We start from the raw sequence: 21211 nt of genomic DNA on the forward strand, positions 1-21211 counted from the left end.
TGTGTAGAAGGCCTATTTTCTTATGGACGAATTTCAGATTGATGGTAAAAAGAATAACGTAAACAGAGTAAGAGAATGGGAAGGAGCCCTTAAAAATGAGAAATTCGTATGGAATGAAACAAACCGGACAACCGATATCCAATCCATATATGCAAGCAGCACCTAAACCTGCTAAAATGCCGCCAATGCCTTCTGCAAAGGAAATGCAGGCAATGCCGATACAAGAAGGCACAAGTCAAATGCCGATGCAAGGAGAAATGCCGCCGATGAAAGACGGAATGCCGCCGATGCATGGCGGAATGAGTCAAATGCCAACTATGCAAAAAGACATGAATCAAATGCCAATGTACGGAGAACTACCGCCAATGCATGGAGGGATGGATCAAATGCCGATGCAGGGTGGAATGCCGCCAATGCATGGAGGGATGGGTCAAATGCCGATGCAGGGTGGAATGCCGCCAATGCACGGAGGGATGGGTCAAATGCCGATGCAGGGTGGAATGCCGATGCAGGGTGGAATGCCGCCAATGCACGAAGGAATGTGCCAAATGCCGATGCAAGGTGGAATGCCGCCAATGCACGGAGGAATGGGTCAAATGCCAATGCAAGGTGGAATGCCGCCAATGTACGGAGGAATGGGTCAAATGCCGATGCATGGAGGAATGCCGCCAATGCACGGAGGAATGGGTCAAATGCCGATGCATGGAGGAATGCCGCCAATGCACGGAGGAATGGGTCAAATGCCGATGCAAGGTGGAATGCCGCCAATGCACGGAGGAATGGGTCAAATGCCGATGCATGATTGCGGATGCCGCGATGTCTCAGCACCCGTTGGTCATCAGCAGCCTCATTCTTTAAATGAGTGGATGTTCATGCAACAAACAAATCCACGCTCTTTTTAATAAATCCTTTACCCTAGATAAAAGGGATGTATTTTTGGATCTTTAGTATAAATATAGAATTTTATTAATTGAAACGTCATGAGAAAAAGAATAGTTCTTACTCTTTTTCCATGACATTCAATTTTTTGAAAATATTAATCACATCTTTTGGGTGTTTTCTTACATAAGAGAGTTTGGTAGAGTTTTTTAAGTATAAATACAGGGAAAAGAAGGCAAAAGCTCTATATTAAAGGGGAAAGGGTGTTTTTAGAATGATATTAGAAGTCACAGCTGCAACCTTGCATGATGCTAAAGTTGCCCAGGAACATGGTGCCGATCGGATAAGTCTTGTAACTGGAATCGGTGAAGGCGGCTTAACCCCAAGCTACGGTTTGATGAAAAAAGTGAAAGAAACGATACATATCCCAATATTTGTGATGATTCGTCCACATAATCAATCTTTTCAATATGATGAAGATGATTTGCAAACAATGATTGAAGATATTCACTATGCAAGAGAAATTGGCATTGATGGAATTGAAATTGGCTGTTTAACAGAAGACAAAATTATCGATGAGCAAGCTTTAAAGCGACTGCTGGATGCGGCAGGAGAAATGAACGTAACGTTCCACTTAGCATTTGATGAAATCAGTGATCAAGAAAAGGCGCTTGAAACGCTTTTAAGCTATAAGCAAATTCAGCGTGTTATGACTTCAGGAGCGGATAAAAGTGCGCTAAACGGTATTCCTCATATTAAAAAGCTGTTAAGAAGAATGAAAGATAAAGATATTATTTTAATCGGGACAAAAGGGCTGAAGCCTGAAAATCTTCAAGCGTTCTTATCCGTTACTCCCGTGAAAGAAATTCGTATTGGTTCAGGGGTTCGAGTAAATTGTCAATATACGAAACCGCTTGACCCAAGGAGTGTAAAAGCTGCAAAAGAAACGATGAATAAGCAAAAGTAACAGAAGTGCTACAAGAAATTGTAGCACTTTTTTATTTGGAAATAGAAAGGGACTTATTACATAGTTTTCCCTAATTGGAAAACAACATAAAACTCTTTTAACCCTTGATACATAAGAGAAATACTGAGTTTTTACGACTGTAGAGTGAAATAGGAATAATTTCATATTTTCAGAATAATTATTGACAGTGATAATCATTATCATTTATTGTTGTAATTGTTAATGAAAATCATTATCAATTGAACAAACAGGAGGATATGATATGTCAACGTCAACGAAACAACTTACATCAAACGAAATGCTGCTTGCTATGCAAAATGAACGAGAATCCAATGCAAGATCTTATCCTAGACGCCTTCCTATTGCGATTAAACAGGCAAAAGGCGCCGTGATCACGGATATGGATGGAAAAGAGTATATTGATTGTTTAGCAGGAGCCGGCACACTTGCTCTTGGTCATAACCATCACGTAGTTCATGAAGCAATTCAAGACGTTTTAGCAAAATCTATTCCTTTACATACATTAGATTTAACAACGCCTGTAAAAGAAGCTTTTATCGATGAAGTATTCGCTAGTTTGCCGGAAAATTTCGCAAACAAAGCGAAAATTCAGTTTTGCGGTCCCACTGGAGGAGACGCAATTGAAGCGGCTTTGAAACTTGTGAAAACAGCAACAGGCAACCGAACGATTTTATCTTTTCAAGGGGGATATCACGGCTCCACACACGGAACATTAAGCATCAGCGGTACAACGAGTCCAAAAAAGCACATTCATGCGCTAGTGCCAGATACACATTTTTTACCCTACCCATATGAATATCGCTGCCCTTTTGGCGTAGGTGCTGAAGGACACACGTATATTAGTACATATATTGAAAATATGCTGGATGATCCTGAGAGCGGAATTGTTACTCCTGCCGGTGTTGTAGTAGAAATTGTACAAGGAGAAGGAGGCTCTGTTCCAGCACCGATTCCATGGTTAAAAGAGCTTCGTCGAATTACAAAAGAACGAAATATTCCGCTTATTGTGGATGAAGTTCAAACTGGAATTGGACGAACAGGAAAACTGTATGCATTTGAGCACGCTGATATCGAACCAGATGTATTAGTACTGTCTAAAGCAATTGGAGGAAGCCTTCCATTATCCGTTGTTCTGTATGATAAAAGGCTTGATCAATGGGAAGCAGGTGCACATATCGGCACCTTTAGAGGAAATCAGCTTGCAATGGCTACAGGACGGGCTACTCTGCAATTTATAAACCAAGAAAACTTACCTGCGCATGCTCACGAGTTGGGAGCCTACATTCAAAGCCAGCTAAGACATATTCAAAAGCAAGTATTGTCGATTGGAGATGTACGCGGAAGAGGTTTGATGCTGGGTGTTGAAATCATCGACGCGACAAAGCCGGCTAATAAAATCGGCAGTCATCCTGCAAACGGTGAGTTAGCTAAGCTGATTCAAAAAGAATGTTTTGACAGAGGCGTCATTTTAGAAGTCGGTGGAAGGCATGGTGCTGTTATTCGTTTGCTTCCTCCATTAATTTTAACGAAACAACAAACGGATGAAATATTAACGAAATTTGAAGAAGCGGTAAAAGCAGCAGAAGAGAAGTGGGTGAATAAATAGAATGGCACCGTTTGAAAAGTGGTTTTTATCATCATCAAAGGAAAGCCTCGAGAATTATGAAGCGATGATAGGCGGAATGACTGAGATGATCAAACGTCACTACTATGAATTAAAGTCCGCTTATACTCACATCGACGTTGAAGAGTTGTCAAACTTAGTCAATCGTTCTGTCTATTTTAGCAAGCACGAACAACCGCTAGAAGATTTATTTGATAACGTACAAGCAGTAGTGATGAATCATTCGCTTCATATTTCGCATCCCGGAGCAATGGCGCACTTGCATTGCCCTCCGATTATACCCGCTCTTGCTGCGGAAGTGATGATTTCTGCTTTGAATCAATCTATGGACTCGTGGGATCAAAGTCCGGCAGCTACGTATATAGAAGATAAAGTGATTGATGAGTTAACACAACAAATTGGTTATCCAAGCTCATCTTCAGGCATTTTTACAAGCGGAGGGACGCAGTCAAATTATATGGGACTCCTGCTTGCTCGTAATGAATATTGCCATTCTGCCTTTTCAATGGATGTTAGTAAAGAAGGCTTACCGTTCCAAGCTAAAAAACTGCGGATTTTCTGCTCGGAAAAAGCGCACTTTACGGTGCAACAATCTGCAGCTCAGCTTGGGCTGGGCATGCGTGCAGTGGTGAGTGTAAAGTGCAATGAGCAGCATGAAATGGATATAAAAAGCTTAGAAGAAGCAATACAGGAAGTGAAAGCTCAGGGCAACCTTCCCTTTGCTATTGTAGCAACGGCAGGTACAACAGATTTTGGCAGCGTAGATCCTCTTTTTGAAATAAGTGAGCTTGCTAAAAAAGAAGGGCTCTGGCTCCATGCTGACGCCGCTTATGGAGGAGGGCTGCTGTTTTCCCATAAGTACCGTGAACGCTTACAAGCTCTTGAACAAGCGGATTCTATCACGATGGATTTTCATAAATGGTTTTATCAGCCTGTAAGCTGCGGAGCATTTTTGCTGAAAAATTCAGCTATGTTTAAACACATTCAGCTTCATGCAGATTATTTAAATCCTGAAGAAGATGAGCATGTGCACTTAGTAGACCGCAGCATTCAAACGACAAAGCGGTTTGACGCCTTGAAGCTCTGGCTTACTTTCGGTGCAGTAGGTGCAAATGAATACGGAGAAATGGTTGACCACACGATTGAAACTGCTAAGCAAACAGCTGACTACTTACAAAAACAAAGGAATGTAGAAGTGTTAAATGACCCTTATATGAACGCGGTTGTCTTTCGCTATGTACCAGATATTTTATATAGTGATTGTCAAAAGCAGCAGCATTATGAAAATAGGTTGAATCAGCGTATTCAACAGCACTTATACGAAAAAGGCACGTTTATCATGGCAAAAACAAAGCATAAAGAACGAGTCTATTTAAAACTAACGATGTTAAATCCTATGATTACATTTGATTCTGTTGTCACTCATTTAGAGGAAGTTGTTGCTTTAGGCAAACAGTTGGAGAAAAAGGAGGAGCGATTACGTGAACGCTCAGTTATCGGCTAATTTTATTACGATGCAAAACATTATTAATTGCTATATTCGAGAGACAGGTAAGGGAGTATGGCAGTCCGTTTCAGAAATAAAAAGTGAGGAAACGCTCGTTCTTAGACTAGAAAAACAGCCGGTAACTCTTTACTTTCCAGTAAAGTACCGCTCAGCCACCGGACGTCACTTGTTCTTTTCAAACTTTTCTTATCGTATTCAGCAAGAGGAGATTAAGGAGTTAGATATCGTCACTCTTTTGGCCTTTCTTTTAAAAGAAGTAACGGATCATTTAGTACAAGTAAATGAGCTAATTATACGTGTTCTATTAAGCTATGAAAATATGAAATTATTCATTGAAAAAAGGCAGAAAGAGTTAGAAACGTGCTATAAATGGGACAAAACGTTCTTAGAATCTGAACAGTCCCTGCTTATTGGGCACCAGCTGCATCCAACACCTAAAAGCCGCCAAGGGATATTACCTGAAGAAGAAGAGGTATTTGGACCTGAAGTGAACGGGGAATTTCAGCTTCATTATTTTAAAGCGCATGCATCTCTCGTTGCAGAACAGTCCGCTGGAAATCAAACCGCTTCACAGCTTATTAAAGAGCAGCTGAAAAAAGATAAGACGGTTTCTGAAGAATTCATACAGTCTTATTGCCAAGCGGACGATTATTCACTTATACCTATGCATCCGCTGCAAGCTCGTTATCTTTTAGGAAAAGAAGAAGTGTGCCAATGGATTCAAAAAGGCAGGCTTGCTTATCTAGGGCCACACGGTCAGCCGTTTTATCCGACTTCGTCTGTTCGAACCGTATACAGTAACAATGCAGATGTGATGTACAAATTTTCCATTCCGGTAAAAATCACTAATTCACTGAGAGTGAACAAACGCAAAGAATTAAGCAGAGGGGTAGAAGTTAGCCGTTTATTGCAAAAGAGATTACAGGCGGAGCTTCACGAAAATCATCCGGCTTTTCAAGTAATTGAAGACCCTGCTTACATCACGCTTGGAGAAAAGGAGCTTGGATTTGAAGTTATGATTCGAAGCAATCCTTTTCAAGGTAAGCAAGGGGATCGTACAACACTTCTAGCCAGTTTGTGTCAAGATCATGTGTTTGGAGAAGCTTCTCAAATTGAAAATATTATTCATCACATTGCTGCAAGTGAAAATAGCACGACTGAAGATGTAAGCAAGCGCTGGTTTAAACGCTATTTAGACGTATCTTTTCATCCTATGATGTGGCTTTACACTCAAAAAGGAATTGCGCTGGAAGCTCATCAGCAAAACTCCGTTATTAAACTTGATGAAAACGGATATCCATCGGTGTTTTACTACCGCGATAACCAAGGCTATTACTTTATGAAATCAAAGGAACAAGAGCTTCGCAAGCTGCTTCCTTCCTTAAACGGAGAAAGCGATACGGTCTGTGATGACGCTGTAGCAGAAGAAAGATTTCGTTATTACGTATTTTTTAATCATATTTTAGGATTAGTTAACGCTTTTGGTGCAGCTGGCCTCGCTCAAGAATCAGATCTGCTATTGATTTTGCGACAAGAGATCGAGATGTACAAAGAAAATGATCATACAGGGCTTGTTTCATCAATGTTAGAAGAGAAAGTGCTTCCTTGCAAAGCCAACTTCTTAACGCGCGTTCATGATATGGATGAGCTGGTAGGATCTCTTGAAACACAGTCTGTTTATGTAAATGTCGAGAATCCATTGTTCGAATCTGCAGGTGTACGTGTATGAAATCAGCCTTGCAAACGCAGTATCCATTTATGATTCAGCAAAAGGAGCAGAGCATTACCTTTCGCTCTGTTTCTTTTGCAAAAGATTTCGAACGGCTGTACAAGTGGATGCATGAACCGCATGTTATTCCGTATTGGAATTTAAATATTTCAAAACAGGCGTACGAGCAGCATTTAAAAACATTTCTAGCTGATTCTCATCAAAAGCTGCTAATCGGAGAAATTGATGGTGTACCTATGAGCTATTGGGAATCTTATATGGTTGAAGGTGACATAATCAGTAACTATTATCCTTATGAAAAAGGAGATCAAGGAATTCATTTATTGATTGGAGACCCTGCTTTTTTAGGAAAAGGCTATATTTATCCGCTCCTTCTTAGTTTGCTAAAGCATAAGTTTAACGTAGCAGACACTGCTAAAGTAATAGCGGAGCCAGATAGACGAAATGAAAAAATGATTGCAGTATTTAAAAAATGCGGGTTTCAATTCATGAAAGAAGTGTCGCTGCCTGATAAAACGGGTGTACTGATGAAATGTGAAAGAGAAGTATTTGAAAGAAGGTGGAGCGAATGGAACAACGGGACATTTTAGACGTAATTGGAGTAGGAGTTGGTCCATTTAATTTAGGATTAGCCGCTTTAATTGATAAAAAAGATTGTACATATAAATGTTTTGAACAAAAGGATGAGTTTAATTGGCATCCAGGAATGCTTTTAGAAGGGACAACACTTCAAGTGCCGTTTATGGCAGATGTGGTCACGATGGTGGATCCGAAGAGTCCATACACGTTCTTAAATTATTTGCATGAGCATGAGCGCTTGTATCAGTTTTATTTCTTTGAAAAGTTTCATATTCCGAGAAATGAATACAATCACTATTGCCGCTGGGTAGCGAGCCAGCTGAGTGGGCTTGAATTTAACAGCACAGTAAAAGAAGTAAAAATGCATGAAGACGCTAAGCCTTACTACGAAGTAACAGTTGAAAAAGAAGGAAAGCTTTATACCTATTACAGCTATCATCTTGTTACTGGAGTAGGTACGCAGCCCGTAGTGCCAAGAGACTTTCAAACAGTGGCAAGCGATACGTTTTATCACTCCGCTCATTACAAAATGAAGCGTCAGCAAACGCTGCAGGCTAAAAGCATAACCGTAATTGGCTCTGGTCAAAGTGCAGCTGAAATTGTCTATGATTTACTTCAACAGCAGCCTGAGTTTGAGTATAAGCTGAATTGGTATACGCGCTCAAAAGGTTTTTATCCAATGGAATATTCAAAGCTTGGCCTTGAACATTTTTCACCGGATTATACCCGCTATTTTTACAGATTGCCCGAAGAGAAAAAAGAGAGCGTTTTACGAAATCAAGCTCTCCTCTATAAAGGAATAAGCTTTGAAACAATCGGGAATATTTATGATTTGATTTACGAACGAACAATTGGAGGAAAAGAAGTGCCTCTAACGATGCGCGCGCTTACGGAACTTGCAGGCGTTGAAAAGATAAACGATACACATCTTCTGACTCTTCACCAATACGAGCAGGACTCATTTGAAAAAGAAGAAAGTGAAATTGTCATTATGGCTACTGGCTATCATGCAAAAGAGCCTGCTTTTATGGAAGGTTTAAAAGAACATGTACTATTCGATGAAAAAGGCCAGCTGAAAATTAACGAACGCTATCAAGTTGAGATGAAGAAGAAAGGAGCCCCGCTATTTGTGCAAAACGGAGAGCTTCATACACACGGAGTTGGAGCACCGGACTTAGGTTTAGGCGCTTATCGCAATGCTGTTTTGATTAACCAAATTGCAGGCAAAAGCGTGTACAAAATATATAAAAATACTGTTTTCCAAAAGTTCGGATTTTAAGAAATGATTTCTCCGCGCTTTGTTTTTATCTGCTTGTTTATGACCATGACGTCAGAAGTATTATTATCACCATTTTATCCACAGTATTTTACACATGCATTTCATGTAGATGGAGTGGCGATGACGTCTTTTTTCATTATTTGCTGCCGGATTGTGGTCATTGTTATGACACCTTTATGGGGAATGCTGTTTAAGAAATGGAACGTAAAATATGTAGTTGTAACGTCACTTTTAATGACGGCCTTAATTAAAGTCATTTTGAGCGAAGTTTCTACTTTTTATGGATTTTTAGCTACTTCCTTAGTGCTGCTCCTATTTCAAAGCAGTTTATATCTTTTGTACCCCTATTTAGTAGGCGGCATGAAAAAAGGACAGAAAAAGGCAAGTGCTGCAACAACGTATGTATTTATTGTTCATACGGCGATTATTGTCGCTAGCTTGTTTGGAAGTACGGTTATTGCATGGGAAATGCCGCTTAACGTATATCAATACTTTGCTTTAATTGATATGGTACTGGCCGTATGGCTCTTAACAAGAAAAGCATTACCTTTAAAAGCAGAAAAAACACCGGCATCCATTCAAAGCATAAACGAGCCCATTTTTTTTTATTTGCTGGCGATTTTCTTTTTTTACCTTGGGCACAATGTCATTCGCCCTTATTTTACATTGTTTACACATGAAACATATGGCATGAGCAGTCAAGGCAGCGCTTTGCTGTATGCGATGCCGAGTATTATGGCGATTGTCTTAAAGCTTACGGTACCTACCAAACTATTGAACGGCAACGTTATACCGCTTTTTTATGGCATAACGGGTGCTAGTGTTTTGGTGCTGTGTTTGCAGGCATATGCTGATCATCTCAGCGTGTTTATTATCAGCCGAATTTTATATGGAGCCGGGTTTTATCTCAGCATGGTTATACTGGATATCTATTTATTTCGAAAAAGTAAAGAAGCGGCTGCTTACTATTACAGCTGGCTTATTGCTGTTCAAAATATCGCTCTGCTGATTGCACCGATTGTAGCATTAGAAATCAGCAAAGTGGATTTGGCATTTCCTTTAGTAGCGGGAGCAGCTGCTTTGCTAGCTGCTAGCGCTGTAATGCCGCTGCGTAATAAAACAATCCCTATTCTAAGACAAGTAAAGGAGAATGAAGGATGAAAATCAAAGAAACGAATCTTTCCGTATTTAATAAGCAATCATGGGAAAAAGCAAATCGACAGCTTTTAGCTAAAATGCTGCAGGAATTTATGTATGAAAATATTATTGAGCCAAAACAGCTGCAAAAGCAGGGTGCGCTTGCCACGTATCGATGGGAAGATCACCGGGGCGTTACGTATACATATCAAGCGAAACAACGATTGTTTGACAGTTTTTCTGTACTACCAGAAAGTATTAAGTTGACATCTAAAACGTCAACCCCTACATTTTCGGAGGCCTTGCAGCTGTTAATTAGCCTATCTGAAGACAAAGGAATGTCTAGCTCAACCGCAGGTCACTTAGCAAAAGAATATTTTCATACATTAATAGCAGATTTGCATTTACAAAATCGAAAATCAGCTGATGAATTAGCAGATATGGATTACGCAGAGCTAGAAGGTGAAATGACGGGACATCCTTGGATTACGTATAATAAAGGGCGCATTGGGTTTGGTTATGATGACTATCTTCGGTTTGCGCCTGAGCAAAAACAAGAAATTCAGCTTTCATGGATTGCTGTAGAGAAGCAAATTGCTTCATTTCATTCGTTGGATACCCTCGGCTTTGATGATGTTATGAAGCAGGAGCTAAGCGGTGAGAGGCTAGCTGAATTTGAAAAAGAATTAACAAGCCAAGGCCTTTCGAAAGCGGACTATTATTATATTCCCGTTCATGAATGGCAGTGGATGAACGTAATTGTTCCTTTATTCGCTGAATACATTGCAAATGATTTAATTGTTCCGTTAGGAGAAGGTGAAGATCAATACTTTCCTCAGCAGTCGATTCGGACATTTGTGAATACAACAAATCGAGATAAATATCATGTAAAGCTTCCCATGAGTATATTAAATACCCTTGTATACAGAGGGCTTCCAAGTGAGCGGACGGTCATTGCACCTCAAGTCACTCAGCACATTAAAGGCATACGAGATCGCGATGCGTTTTTAAAAGATACGTGCAAAGTAGGACTTTTAGGTGAAGTGGCTACGTTAAACGTAACTCAGCCGACGTTCGCTTCTATTAAAAATGCGCCTTATCAGTATCTAGAGATGCTTGGAGTCGTTTGGCGTGAAAGCATTTATCAAGAGCTAGAAGAAGGAGAGCATGCGATTACGCTAGCTGCGCTTTTACATGTTGACAGTAAAGGGAAAGCTTTAGTTTCGTCATATATTGAAAAGTCAGGCTTAACTCCTAACGAGTGGATTGATGCGCTAACCAGCGCTGTGTTGCCGCCGCTACTTCATTACTTGTATCAATACGGCACTGTATTTTCCCCGCACGGTCAAAATACGGTACTGGTTCTTAAAAACAACAAGCCCGTTCGAATTATTATGAAGGATTTTGTAGACGACGTGAATATTAGCGATCAGCCGTTTGAAGAACTGCAGCAGCTATCTTTTGAATTAAAAGAAGTGCTGCGCAGCGAAGAGCCGGAAGGATTGACGCAGTTTATTTTAACAGGGTTATTTGTTTGTCACTTCCGCTATTTAGCAAGCATCTTAGAAGAGCATGAAGGTGTAGAAGAAGAGGACTTTTGGAAAAGTGTACGAGCAGAAATCTTGCATTATCAAGCATCATTTCCACATTTGAAAAAACGATTTGAACTGTTTGATTTATTACGTCCAACCATTACGAAATTAACGTTAAATCGAAATCGAATGTTTGATTACGGATACGAAGATGACGGAGATCGTCCTCACGCAAGCGAATATGGTACGGTGAGGAATGCCTTGCATGAAGTTAGTGAAAAAGCCGTGCAATAATAAGGAAAAGCCGCTGGTGTTGTGCCAGCGGCTTTTTATGGTTAATTCAAAAGCAGGAAGCGAAGGGGATGAGCTGCAGCACTTTAGGAAACACTCATTTTATGTATGTGTAGAACGTAAAGATCAGTGAATGAACGATTTGATGGAGTAGATGGTAGAACAACAAATACGCAAGCCGAAGCAAACGTTTCGGCTTTCTTTTGTCAAAGCCTTATTTCAATGTCGCATCGCTACAAGGATAATGGTACAATTGTCTGTATATTTAAAAAAAGAGAGGGAATTACATGAAATCGCATATTCAAAAACATTTAACTTCATATAAAGAGAAATATAAAAACCGAGGTCGGCTGCTAATTAGCTGTCCGGACAAACCGGGTATTGTAGCCGCTGTGTCTACGTTTTTACATGAGCACGGTGCAAATATTGTAGAATCAAGTCAACATTCAACAAACCATGAAGGCGGCATGTTTTTTATCCGTTTCGAATTTGAATGTGAGGATTTATTAGCTAAAGAAGTAAAGCTAGAAGAAAGCTTCAAAAAGATTGCCGATACATTTTCGATGAACTGGCAGTTTACATATGCTCATAATTTGAAAAAAACAGCTATTTTTGTGTCAAAAGAGCCTCACTGTCTGCTAGAGCTGCTGTGGGCGTGGGAAAGCGGAGACTTGATGACAGACATCGCTGTCGTTGTAAGCAATCACGAAGATGCGCGCGAAGTAGTTGAATCGTTTGGCATTCCATTTAAGCATATACCAGCGACAAAAGACATTCGTCAAGAAGCAGAAGCAAAACAGCTTCAAGTATTAAAAGATTATGATATTGATGTAATTATTTTAGCGCGTTATATGCAAATTTTAACGCCGACCTTTGTGGCTGAAAATCCGTATCGCATTATTAATATTCACCATTCATTCTTACCGGCATTCATTGGAGCACGTCCATATGAACGTGCATATCAACGAGGCGTAAAATTAATTGGTGCTACGTCTCACTATGTAACGGACGACTTGGATGAAGGACCAATTATTGAACAAGATATTGAACGCGTGAATCACCGTGATGATGCGGATGACTTAAAGAAAAAAGGCCGCTTAATTGAACGTACGGTGCTTGCACGCGCTGTGAAATGGCACTTAGAAGACCGCATTTTAGTGCATGAAAACCGCACAATTGTATTTAATTAACAAAGACTAAGCTGTTAAAAAGTAGTTTAGCCGAAGGAAGATCCGAACGATGAATCGAGATTCTTGAGAGAGAATGAAATTCGTTCGGATTTTTTTATGGTCATGGTAAACGTAGGTTTCATTAGGTCTCATTCTCGTTTTTTTTCGGGGAAATCGCGTACCTACATGATAAAGAACTTTTCTATATGAGCTGAGATTTAGTTGTTTACTTAGCCCGTGAACACTTATACAATAGAAAAGGACTTTTTAATAAAGGAAGTGTCGGAAGTGAAACAATATCTTGAACTTTGCGAGCATGTGTTAGCAAATGGAACAAAAAAAGAAGATCGGACAGGAACAGGTACAATTAGCACATTTGGCTATCAAATGCGTTTTAATTTACAAGAAGGTTTCCCGGTATTAACGACAAAAAAACTTCATTTGAAATCAATTATTCATGAACTGCTTTGGTTTTTACAAGGAGATACAAACGTTAAGTATTTACAAGATAACGGCGTGCGCATTTGGAATGAATGGGCGGATGAAAACGGCGAGCTTGGCCCTGTATATGGTCATCAGTGGCGTTCATGGCCAACGCCGGACGGCGAAAAAATTGATCAAATTACAAATGTTATTAATCAAATCAAAAACAATCCTGATTCGCGCCGCTTAATGGTAAGCGCCTGGAATGTATCTGATGTAGACAATATGGCTTTGCCGCCTTGTCACTGCTTATTTCAGTTTTATGTAGCGGACGGCAAATTGTCTTGTCAATTGTATCAGCGCTCAGCTGATATTTTCCTAGGCGTACCGTTTAATATAGCTTCATATGCGCTGCTTACAATGATGGTGGCACAAGTGTGTGATTTAGAGCCAGGTGATTTTGTTCATACGTTTGGTGATGCGCATATCTACAGCAATCACATCGAACAAGTAAACCTGCAGTTGACGCGCGAGCCTCATGCATTACCAAAAATGAAAATCAATCCAGACGTAAAATCAATTTTTGACTTTAAATTTGAAGACTTTGAATTAGTAGATTATAATGCGCATCCTCACATTAAAGGAGCTGTGAGCGTATGATTTCCCTCATTGTCGCAATGGATCAAAATAGGCTGATCGGTAAAGAGAATGATTTGCCATGGCGTCTTCCGGAAGATTTAAAGTATTTCAAGCGCATCACAACGAGTCATACGATTGTAATGGGAAGAAAAACATTTGAATCAATTGGACGACCGCTCCCTAATCGCGAAAATGTGGTTCTTACGCGTCAAAAAGATTATCAGCAAGAAGGAGCAACCGTTATTCATTCAGTTGAGGAACTAGAAGCATTAGATGCTGAAAAAGAAGACGAGCTCTTTGTGATTGGTGGAGCTACTCTGTATGAGCAAACATTAGACGTTGCAAACCGACTTTATATTACGCATATTGAAGAATCTTTTGACGGCGATACACATTTTCCTGCGATTGATTTGAGCGAATGGAAAGTTATTTCGAAGCAGCAAGGAATTAAAGATGAAAAAAATCCCTACACGTATTATTTTACCGTATACGAGCGAAGCTGATTTCCCTTATTAAAAAAATGCGAGTCTGGGACAAAAGTATGGTAGTTGAAGAAAGATCCGAACGATTCATCGTTCGGATCTTTCTTTGTGATGGTGAACGTAGGTTTCATGTCTGTAGGTGCTTTTAGCAGTTGATTGGAGGGCAAGGCGAAGACTCAGGCGGGAGCGGAAGCAATGAGGAGGCTCACCGCCCGCGGAAAGCGAAGTCTTGCACGGAAATCAACTGCGGTGTAAAAACCGATTCATATTAGACGTCTTTAGGTGGGGTCTATTTCGTTATGTCTCAATCTCTTTTTATATTGATTTTAATTGCTTCATCATTTCGTGAAAAGCGGCTGTGCTAACAAACTGTTCAGCGCTCCAGTTTGCTTCAATCCATTGAATCAGCTCGCTTGGTGTATTAAAAACTTCTCCGCTTGTATCTGCTTTGCGAAGCATATATCTACCGTTTTCTTCATCTGCAACTACTTCGCACGGAATGGCACTTTCATAACTTTGAAGTGAAAACTCCATTTATTCCACAACCTTTCTTAATTTATACCTGTTATAGCATCAGCTGCATGTAGAAAGTATGGGCAATTTTGTAAGTCTATTTAGCGTTTGCTAAACATATGTAAAGTATGTGGACAGTAAAATAGTTAGAAAAGTTTTTTTAGTCATTATTAATGAAAAATAATGATTTTTCTAAATTTTATGTGATATAATGTACAAATTAATAATGGTAGAAGAGGAAGGAAGTTGGTTATGAAACAACAAGTAGATAATCGAACAAAACACGTACATTTAGAGGACATCATGATTGCAAATCAATTGATTAAAGATGTTGTTGTGCATACACCACTACAGCGTAATGACGTTTTGTCTGAACGATATGAATGTAATATTTATTTAAAACGTGAGGATTTACAGGTGGTGCGCTCATTTAAAATCCGCGGTGCGTACAATCGAATCAAAAAGTTATCCCCAGAAGAATTAGAAAATGGAATTGCCTGTGCAAGTGCAGGAAACCACGCACAAGGTGTAGCATATGCGTGCCGTCATTTAAATATCGATGGTAAAATCTTTATGCCGAGCACAACGCCACGCCAAAAAATTAATCAAGTGAAATTTCTAGGCAAAGATAACGTAAAGGTCGTACTAATCGGAGATACGTTTGATGATTCTTATGAACAAGCTATTGCATGCAGTGAAGAGGAGCATCGAACATTTATTCATCCATTTAATGATGTAGACGTTATTGCAGGACAGGGTACAGTAGCCGTTGAAATGTTCAATGACTGTGAAGATGAAATTGACTACGTATTTGCGGGTATCGGCGGGGGCGGATTAATTTCCGGTGTCGGCACATACGTAAAAAGCATCTCGCCTCAAACAGCTGTGATTGGGGTAGAACCAGCAGGCGCGCCTGGTATGCAGACATCTTTAGCAAATGGAAATGTAGTGACGCTACCGGCAATCGATCCATTTGTAGACGGAGCGGCTGTTAAAACAGTTGGAACGCTTCCGTATGACATCAGTAAAGAGCTTGTGGACGATATTGTAGTTGTTCCTGAAGGCAAGGTTTGCACAACCATTTTATCTCTATACAATGAAAATGCGATTGTAGCAGAACCAGCAGGAGCTCTTTCGATTGCTGCTCTTGACTCATACCGTGAGCAAATTAAAGGAAAAACGGTTGTTTGCGTCATCAGCGGAGGCAACAATGACATTGGACGTATGCAAGAAATCAAAGAACGTTCGATGATTTATGAAGGATTACAGCATTATTTTATCGTTAACTTCCCTCAGCGCGCAGGAGCTCTTCGTGAATTTTTAGACGAAGTGCTTGGACCGACAGACGATATTTCGCGCTTTGAGTATACGAAAAAGAATAACAAAGACAGCGGGCCTGCACTTGTGGGAATCGAGCTTAAGCATAAAGAAGATTATTATCCACTAATTAATCGTATGGATAAAAAAGGATTTCCTTACACAGAAATTAATAAAGAAAGCAACTTGTTTCACTTATTTATTTAAATAGAAGGTCGTTTTAAAAAGGAATGCTTCATCAACTGTCGAATAAGTTGATGAAGCATTTTTATTTTAAAAAATATTTGTGTTTTCTTTTTATTTTATCAAGACAGAAAGTACCTCAAGCATTATAATAAAATAAACGGGTAAAAAGAGGGTTGATCGCCTTGCTATTAAAAAGCCTTGAATTTAAACATGTCAGTGGTCAAAAAGTAAAAATTACTGAAATTCCAGTTTTAGAGGAAAATAGCACGTTTCGGTTCATGTTATCTGCAAAACTTGATTTATTTATTAGACAAATCACGAACGAATCAGTTCCGAAGCAAACCTACTCGTTTCAAGAATATTTAAAACGCGTGCTGAAATGGAAAGATTACGAACAGCTCTTTAAGTCTCATGTATTAAAGCATAATGCATAAACGTAAAAGTTGACTTTTCTGAATATTTCAGCAGAGTCAACTTTTTTTGTTGATTTAAAAGGTTGAACATGCATTTTACGAATTAGCAAAACTTGCATTCTATTATAACTATATTGTTGTAAGCGTTCATGTTATACTAGTCTGCAATGCATCTTATAGGGGTGAACACATGTCGAAAATTAAAGTGGTAACGGATTCAACAATTGATTTAACGTTGGAAGAAGCTGAAAAATACGGTATTGAGATGATACCTTTATGTATTAATATTGATAATGAAACATATTTGGATCGCGTGGAATTAACGCCGACAGATTTTATTGAAAAAATGAAAAATTCAAAAGAATTACCAAAAAGCTCTCAGCCGGCTATTGGTTCTTTTGTTGAAGTATATGAACGATTAGTGAGTGAAGGGTATGACGTCATTTCCATTCATATGACTGGAGGAATGAGCGGAACCGTTCGAGCAGCTGAAAGCGCGGCTCAAATGGTAGAAGGAAATATCACCGTTGTCGATTCTATGTACATTACAAAAGCTCTTTCGTTTCAAGTCTTTGAAGCGGTGAAAATGATTGAAGAGGGGCATACGGTAGAAGAAATTGTCGCGCGCTTGGAAGAGGTGCGTCAAAATACGAATCTTTTTGTCGTAGTCGATACGCTTGAAAATTTGGTTAAAGGTGGACGTATTGGACGTGGAAAAGGGCTAATCGGTTCTCTTTTAAATATTAAGCCAATTGCTTCCCTAGCTGACGGAGTATATACTCCTGTTGCTAAAGTGCGCAGTCATTCTCAAATTGTTAAGTTTTTAACGAAGCAGTTCGAAGAGCATACAGAAGGAAAAAGTATTAAAGGAGTAGGGCTTGTACATGCAGATGGACTTGGGCTCGCTTCTAAGCTAAAAGAATCAATCGTGAAGGCAAGAGGCTATACGCAATTTTCGATTGAAGATACGACGCCTATTATCTCGACGCATACGGGTATTGGTGCAATTGGTTTTATGTATTTTGCTGAATAAAGTGAGTTGCTTTTTGCAAGTCACTTTTTTGGCTTTCTCTTTTTTGGAAAAAGGAGAAAGAGAAGTGGACGAACGTGTGATATAATAGAATCAACTTTCTACCAGCGAATGCTGTGCTGGTTACTATTCTTTTGAATCCGGAGTATACCGATGAAAAAATATATTCGAAATTTGAGTGTGTTTAACAAAACGGTTTTATTTTCTACTTTAATTGTAGTTGCCCTTGGAGTCATTTCTTTAGCCATTAGCTATCAAGTTCAAAAAAAAATGGCGAAAGAGACGTTAACGCAGCATGTGTTAATTATGGCCGATTTATGGAGGGAGTCTTTATCTAAACAAGACGTAATAGCAGCAGTGGATTCAAGGAACGGGCCGATTCCTGAAAAAGACGAGCTAGAAAAGCAGTTCAGAAAGATTTATGAATTGCATCCGTCGTACTTGCAGGGATATATTATGACGACCGAAAAATTCAAATCGCATGGAAATAAGATTATCGTAACAGCGAATAAGAAAATTAAGCAATCGCTAGAGCCGTCCATGATTTATTATGGGGGAGAAGAATTTTACAAATCATTTAAGGAAGCAGAACGAAAAAAGAAAAATATCGTAACATCTACATACAAAGACGAATTCGGGACGTGGATAACCGTTTTATCGCCTATTACAAACAGCTCTGGAAAAGTTGTGGCTATTCTTGGTGTAGATGTAGATGCAAGCGCTATCTATATCTATCAAAAACGTTTAATTGTGTCTTTGGTCGTTGCGTTTACGCTTCTGTTTACCTTCATTATTGTGATTCAAGACTGGGGACTAAGGCGATTAATGTCGCCCCTTGGGGAATTAATAGAAGGAATTCAAGCGGTGAGTCAAGGGAAATTTGATGTGAAGCTGACACACGAAGATGATTCTGAGTTAGGGAATGTACACACAAGATTTAATGAAATGACCGAGCGGCTGCAGCAGCTTTTTCATCAAGTGTCAGTAACAAAAGAACACCTGAATGTAGAAACAGATCTCAGTCATACAAAAGACGGAATTACCAAAGCGATTGATGAATTGGAAGTTATTATGGAAAAAACGAGGATGCAAAAGGAATTGCAGCGAGCGGAGAAAATGAATGCAATTGGCCAATTAGCTGCTTCTGTAGCGCATGAAATTCGAAATCCTATGACGGTGGTAAAAGGGTTTTTGCAGCTGTTTCAAGATAACACAAAGCTTTCAAACACTGAATTAAGTTACATTCATCTTATGATTAATGAAATGGACAGAGCAGAAGCGATTATTCATGACTATTTATCGTTAGCCAAGCCGGATGTTCACCAGCATCGTTTTATTAACTGCTTGGAGTGTATTACAAGCTTAGTAGATTTATTATCTTCTTATGCTTTATTAACAAACAATATACTCATAGAATTAGACGCAAAAGAAGAGATGTATGTTCGCGGCAGCCGAAACGAATTGAATCAAGTTCTGCTTAATATTATGAAAAATGGAATTGAAGCCATGAGAGCTGGGGGAACGCTTCGAGTGGGGCTTTACAAGCGAGAAGGGCATGTACATATTCAAATTGAAGATACTGGTATAGGCATGACCAGTGAACAAGTGAACCGGCTAGGAACAGCGTTTTATTCTTTAAAAGAAAAAGGAACAGGGATTGGTCTGATGGTTTCTTATCAACTGGTGGAACAAATGAATGGAAGAATTGAAGTGGAAAGCATACCAGGAAAAGGTTCAACGTTTATCTTGATTTTCCCTAGCTATGACTAAACTTTAACCGTGCAGGAGGAACATATGAAAAGCTGGTCTTATAAATTGTTTTTTTTACTGCTTATTAGTTGCATGATGTTAACAGCCTGTGGTTCCAAAATAGAAAATCCGCTTAATTGGAAGATGGACTCTTTTTCTTATGTTAACCAAGATCAAAAGAAAGTAGGGCTAAGTCAGCTGAAAGGGAACGTTTGGGTAGCTAACTTTATCTTCACAAGCTGCGAAACCGTATGTCCCCCAATGACGGCTCATATGGCTAAATTACAAAAAATGGCTAAGGATGAAGGCCTGGACGTTCGCTTTGTTTCATTTAGCGTAGACCCTGAAGTGGACACTCCTCAGAAAATGAAGGACTATGCGACTAAATTTGGCGCTGATTTTTCGAATTGGGATTTCTTAACGGGCTATAAACAAGCGGAAATTGAAAAGTTTGCGCTGGATCAATTTAAGATGATTGTGAAAAAGCCGCAAGAAGATCCGCAGGTTATTCACGGTACGTATTTTTTTCTAATTGACAAAGATGGAGTGGTTCAAAAATCTTATCAGGGAGTGACTGATCCTCCTTATGATGATATGATAAAAGATATTAAAACCCTTCAGTAAGAGCTATAAAATCGTCAAATCTATCCGCCAAACACAGCTATCTTTACAGCGATGTGTGAGCGGATATTTTTATGAAAGAAACATGCTTATCCTTTTTTTTACATATACTATATATAAGAAACGTAGTAAAATATCAACTTGACATAGTATGATAAGATATAAAGATATAGTTATTCAGAGCGGTAAGCAGTATTGCTTGTGACAGCGAGAATACAGCATAGTTAGTAGGTGTTATGATGAGAAAATGGAAAAGTATAGTGATAAGCAGTATGAGTGCGGTGGTGTTAGCGAGCTGTTCGACGACGACTTTTTTGCCAACGGACAATAAAGAAGAAGCCGTTCAGAAAGAAGTGGATTTAACACCTAAAAAGCATATTCCGAAAGGCTTTTTCCCTGTAGATTTAGATATTGTAGCCATTGGCGACTCATTAACTGAAGGAGTAGGAGATGAGTCTAAAAAAGGCGGTTATGTACCATACTTAACTAAATACCTTTCTAAACAAAATGAAGTGCAAAATGTACGAACAGAGAATCTAGGCAAAAGAGGAAACCGGACGGATCAGCTATTAGCAAGGTTAAATCAGCCGGGAGTAGCAGCTGAAGTATCAAGAGCAGACATCGTTTTCTTGACAATTGGCGGCAATGACGTGATGAAAGTGGTAAGGGATTACTTTTACAATATCTCAATTAAGACGTTTGAATCACAGCAGTCAAAATATGAAAAACGTCTAAATGACGTGTTTTCACGCATACGTAAGCTTAATCCTAATGCCCATATTTATTTAATCGGTTTTTATAATCCATTCTTTAAATCGTTAAGTGATGTGAAAGAAATTAATGTCGTTATTAATGAATGGAATGCGGCAAGCGAGAAAATTGCTTCTCAATATGATAATGTAAGTTATGTAAAAATTGATGATATTTTTTATGATTCTGACGTAAATTTATTAGGGAAAGACGAGTTTCACCCTAATAAAAAAGGGTACAAACTAATGGCTGAGCGCATTAGTAAATCAATGGAGGAAGAAGATCCTCTCGTTGGAGACCAGAAAAAGGAAACAGCAGAAGAAGTTACATCTGATGAAAAAGAGAAAAACACGAAAGAGAGTGGGAACGAGTAA

Annotated in this window: 19 protein-coding genes; 18 read left to right on the forward strand and 1 reads right to left on the reverse strand. The window is 39.2% G+C overall.

What is annotated here, in order from left to right; genetic code table 11:
• Window positions 1–95 precede the first annotated feature (95 nt).
• The 12 genes from ACRPLQ_RS02265 to ACRPLQ_RS02320 all read left to right on the forward strand — a co-directional run bounded on the left by ACRPLQ_RS02265 (window position 96) and on the right by ACRPLQ_RS02320 (window position 14279).
• Window positions 96–902 (forward strand): hypothetical protein, encoded by an 807-nt coding sequence (locus ACRPLQ_RS02265; RefSeq protein WP_432235654.1) that lies wholly within the window; start codon window positions 96–98, stop codon window positions 900–902.
• 251 nt (window positions 903–1153) lie between these two features.
• Window positions 1154–1846, forward strand: coding sequence for a copper homeostasis protein CutC (locus ACRPLQ_RS02270; protein ID WP_014458532.1), 693 nt, complete (start codon window positions 1154–1156; stop codon window positions 1844–1846).
• Between the two features lie 262 nt (window positions 1847–2108).
• A complete protein-coding gene (locus ACRPLQ_RS02275; RefSeq protein ID WP_335707574.1) occupies window positions 2109–3473 on the forward strand; it encodes an aspartate aminotransferase family protein in 1365 nt (454 codons plus the stop codon).
• Between the two features lies 1 nt (window position 3474).
• Window positions 3475–4995 carry a pyridoxal phosphate-dependent decarboxylase family protein gene (locus ACRPLQ_RS02280; RefSeq protein ID WP_243495100.1) on the forward strand — a complete coding sequence of 507 codons (1521 nt, stop codon included), beginning with the start codon at window positions 3475–3477 and terminating at the stop codon, window positions 4993–4995.
• Window positions 4973–6727, forward strand: coding sequence for an IucA/IucC family protein (locus ACRPLQ_RS02285; protein WP_323873954.1), 1755 nt, complete (start codon window positions 4973–4975; stop codon window positions 6725–6727). Before ACRPLQ_RS02280 ends, ACRPLQ_RS02285 begins: the two co-directional genes overlap by 23 nt.
• Entirely contained in the window at window positions 6724–7317 is a 594-nt protein-coding gene (locus ACRPLQ_RS02290; RefSeq protein WP_323873955.1) for a GNAT family N-acetyltransferase, read from the forward strand. The genes ACRPLQ_RS02285 and ACRPLQ_RS02290 overlap by 4 nt, the downstream gene beginning before the upstream one ends.
• Window positions 7296–8585 carry a lysine N(6)-hydroxylase/L-ornithine N(5)-oxygenase family protein gene (locus ACRPLQ_RS02295; protein ID WP_028415136.1) on the forward strand — a complete coding sequence of 430 codons (1290 nt, stop codon included), beginning with the start codon at window positions 7296–7298 and terminating at the stop codon, window positions 8583–8585. Before ACRPLQ_RS02290 ends, ACRPLQ_RS02295 begins: the two co-directional genes overlap by 22 nt.
• 3 nt (window positions 8586–8588) lie before the next feature.
• Window positions 8589–9746, forward strand: coding sequence for an MFS transporter (locus tag ACRPLQ_RS02300; protein WP_099331241.1), 1158 nt, complete (start codon window positions 8589–8591; stop codon window positions 9744–9746).
• Window positions 9743–11548 carry an IucA/IucC family protein gene (locus tag ACRPLQ_RS02305; RefSeq protein WP_154973165.1) on the forward strand — a complete coding sequence of 602 codons (1806 nt, stop codon included), beginning with the start codon at window positions 9743–9745 and terminating at the stop codon, window positions 11546–11548. The genes ACRPLQ_RS02300 and ACRPLQ_RS02305 overlap by 4 nt, the downstream gene beginning before the upstream one ends.
• Window positions 11549–11832: 284 nt before the next feature.
• Entirely contained in the window at window positions 11833–12735 is a 903-nt protein-coding gene (gene purU / locus ACRPLQ_RS02310) for a formyltetrahydrofolate deformylase (RefSeq protein WP_028415133.1), read from the forward strand.
• A 267-nt stretch (window positions 12736–13002) separates the two neighbouring features.
• Entirely contained in the window at window positions 13003–13797 is a 795-nt protein-coding gene (locus ACRPLQ_RS02315; RefSeq protein WP_013058746.1) for a thymidylate synthase, read from the forward strand.
• Window positions 13794–14279, forward strand: a complete 486-nt coding sequence (locus ACRPLQ_RS02320) for a dihydrofolate reductase (RefSeq protein WP_028415131.1) — start codon at window positions 13794–13796, stop codon at window positions 14277–14279. The genes ACRPLQ_RS02315 and ACRPLQ_RS02320 overlap by 4 nt, the downstream gene beginning before the upstream one ends.
• 294 nt (window positions 14280–14573) lie before the next feature.
• On the opposite strand, the gene ACRPLQ_RS02325 is transcribed toward ACRPLQ_RS02320, so the two are convergent.
• A complete protein-coding gene (locus ACRPLQ_RS02325; RefSeq protein ID WP_028415130.1) occupies window positions 14574–14792 on the reverse strand; it encodes a hypothetical protein in 219 nt (72 codons plus the stop codon).
• 231 nt (window positions 14793–15023) lie between these two features.
• Here ACRPLQ_RS02325 and ilvA point away from each other — a divergent pair, with 231 nt between their 5' ends.
• From ilvA to ACRPLQ_RS02355, 6 genes are all read left to right on the forward strand, one after another.
• Entirely contained in the window at window positions 15024–16295 is a 1272-nt protein-coding gene (gene ilvA, locus ACRPLQ_RS02330; RefSeq protein WP_013084697.1) for a threonine ammonia-lyase IlvA, read from the forward strand.
• Window positions 16296–16456: 161 nt separating this feature from the next.
• On the forward strand, window positions 16457–16708 hold the full coding sequence (locus ACRPLQ_RS02335; protein WP_013058743.1) for a YpmP family protein: 252 nt from the start codon (window positions 16457–16459) through the stop codon (window positions 16706–16708).
• 169 nt (window positions 16709–16877) lie between these two features.
• Entirely contained in the window at window positions 16878–17720 is an 843-nt protein-coding gene (locus ACRPLQ_RS02340) for a DegV family protein (RefSeq protein ID WP_028415129.1), read from the forward strand.
• Between the two features lie 150 nt (window positions 17721–17870).
• Window positions 17871–19487: an ATP-binding protein gene (locus tag ACRPLQ_RS02345; protein WP_028415128.1), complete on the forward strand. Its 1617-nt coding sequence runs from the start codon at window positions 17871–17873 to the stop codon at window positions 19485–19487.
• A gap of 24 nt (window positions 19488–19511) precedes the next feature.
• Window positions 19512–20090 (forward strand): SCO family protein, encoded by a 579-nt coding sequence (locus ACRPLQ_RS02350; RefSeq protein WP_028415127.1) that lies wholly within the window; start codon window positions 19512–19514, stop codon window positions 20088–20090.
• A gap of 236 nt (window positions 20091–20326) precedes the next feature.
• Entirely contained in the window at window positions 20327–21211 is an 885-nt protein-coding gene (locus ACRPLQ_RS02355; RefSeq protein ID WP_014458541.1) for an SGNH/GDSL hydrolase family protein, read from the forward strand.

This window comes from Priestia sp. TRN 1309 (assembly GCF_050846875.1).
Classification (GTDB): domain Bacteria; phylum Bacillota; class Bacilli; order Bacillales; family Bacillaceae_H; genus Priestia; species Priestia zanthoxyli.

Bases quoted from the DNA above. Each gene is read 5' to 3' on its own strand.
- purU (WP_028415133.1), top strand. From the start codon at position 11,833: ATGAAATCGCATATTCAAAAACATTTAACTTCATATAAAGAGAAATAT.
- ACRPLQ_RS02305 (WP_154973165.1), top strand. From the start codon at position 9,743: ATGAAAATCAAAGAAACGAATCTTTCCGTATTTAATAAGCAATCATGG.
- ACRPLQ_RS02340 (WP_028415129.1), top strand. From the start codon at position 16,878: ATGTCGAAAATTAAAGTGGTAACGGATTCAACAATTGATTTAACGTTG.
- ACRPLQ_RS02320 (WP_028415131.1), top strand. From the start codon at position 13,794: ATGATTTCCCTCATTGTCGCAATGGATCAAAATAGGCTGATCGGTAAA.
- ACRPLQ_RS02295 (WP_028415136.1), top strand. From the start codon at position 7,296: ATGGAACAACGGGACATTTTAGACGTAATTGGAGTAGGAGTTGGTCCA.
- ACRPLQ_RS02280 (WP_243495100.1), top strand. From the start codon at position 3,475: ATGGCACCGTTTGAAAAGTGGTTTTTATCATCATCAAAGGAAAGCCTC.
- ACRPLQ_RS02265 (WP_432235654.1), top strand. From the start codon at position 96: ATGAGAAATTCGTATGGAATGAAACAAACCGGACAACCGATATCCAAT.
- ilvA (WP_013084697.1), top strand. From the start codon at position 15,024: ATGAAACAACAAGTAGATAATCGAACAAAACACGTACATTTAGAGGAC.
- ACRPLQ_RS02345 (WP_028415128.1), top strand. From the start codon at position 17,871: ATGAAAAAATATATTCGAAATTTGAGTGTGTTTAACAAAACGGTTTTA.
- ACRPLQ_RS02300 (WP_099331241.1), top strand. From the start codon at position 8,589: ATGATTTCTCCGCGCTTTGTTTTTATCTGCTTGTTTATGACCATGACG.
- ACRPLQ_RS02350 (WP_028415127.1), top strand. From the start codon at position 19,512: ATGAAAAGCTGGTCTTATAAATTGTTTTTTTTACTGCTTATTAGTTGC.
- ACRPLQ_RS02275 (WP_335707574.1), top strand. From the start codon at position 2,109: ATGTCAACGTCAACGAAACAACTTACATCAAACGAAATGCTGCTTGCT.
- ACRPLQ_RS02355 (WP_014458541.1), top strand. From the start codon at position 20,327: ATGAGAAAATGGAAAAGTATAGTGATAAGCAGTATGAGTGCGGTGGTG.
- ACRPLQ_RS02290 (WP_323873955.1), top strand. From the start codon at position 6,724: ATGAAATCAGCCTTGCAAACGCAGTATCCATTTATGATTCAGCAAAAG.
- ACRPLQ_RS02325 (WP_028415130.1), bottom strand. From the start codon at position 14,792: ATGGAGTTTTCACTTCAAAGTTATGAAAGTGCCATTCCGTGCGAAGTA.
- ACRPLQ_RS02270 (WP_014458532.1), top strand. From the start codon at position 1,154: ATGATATTAGAAGTCACAGCTGCAACCTTGCATGATGCTAAAGTTGCC.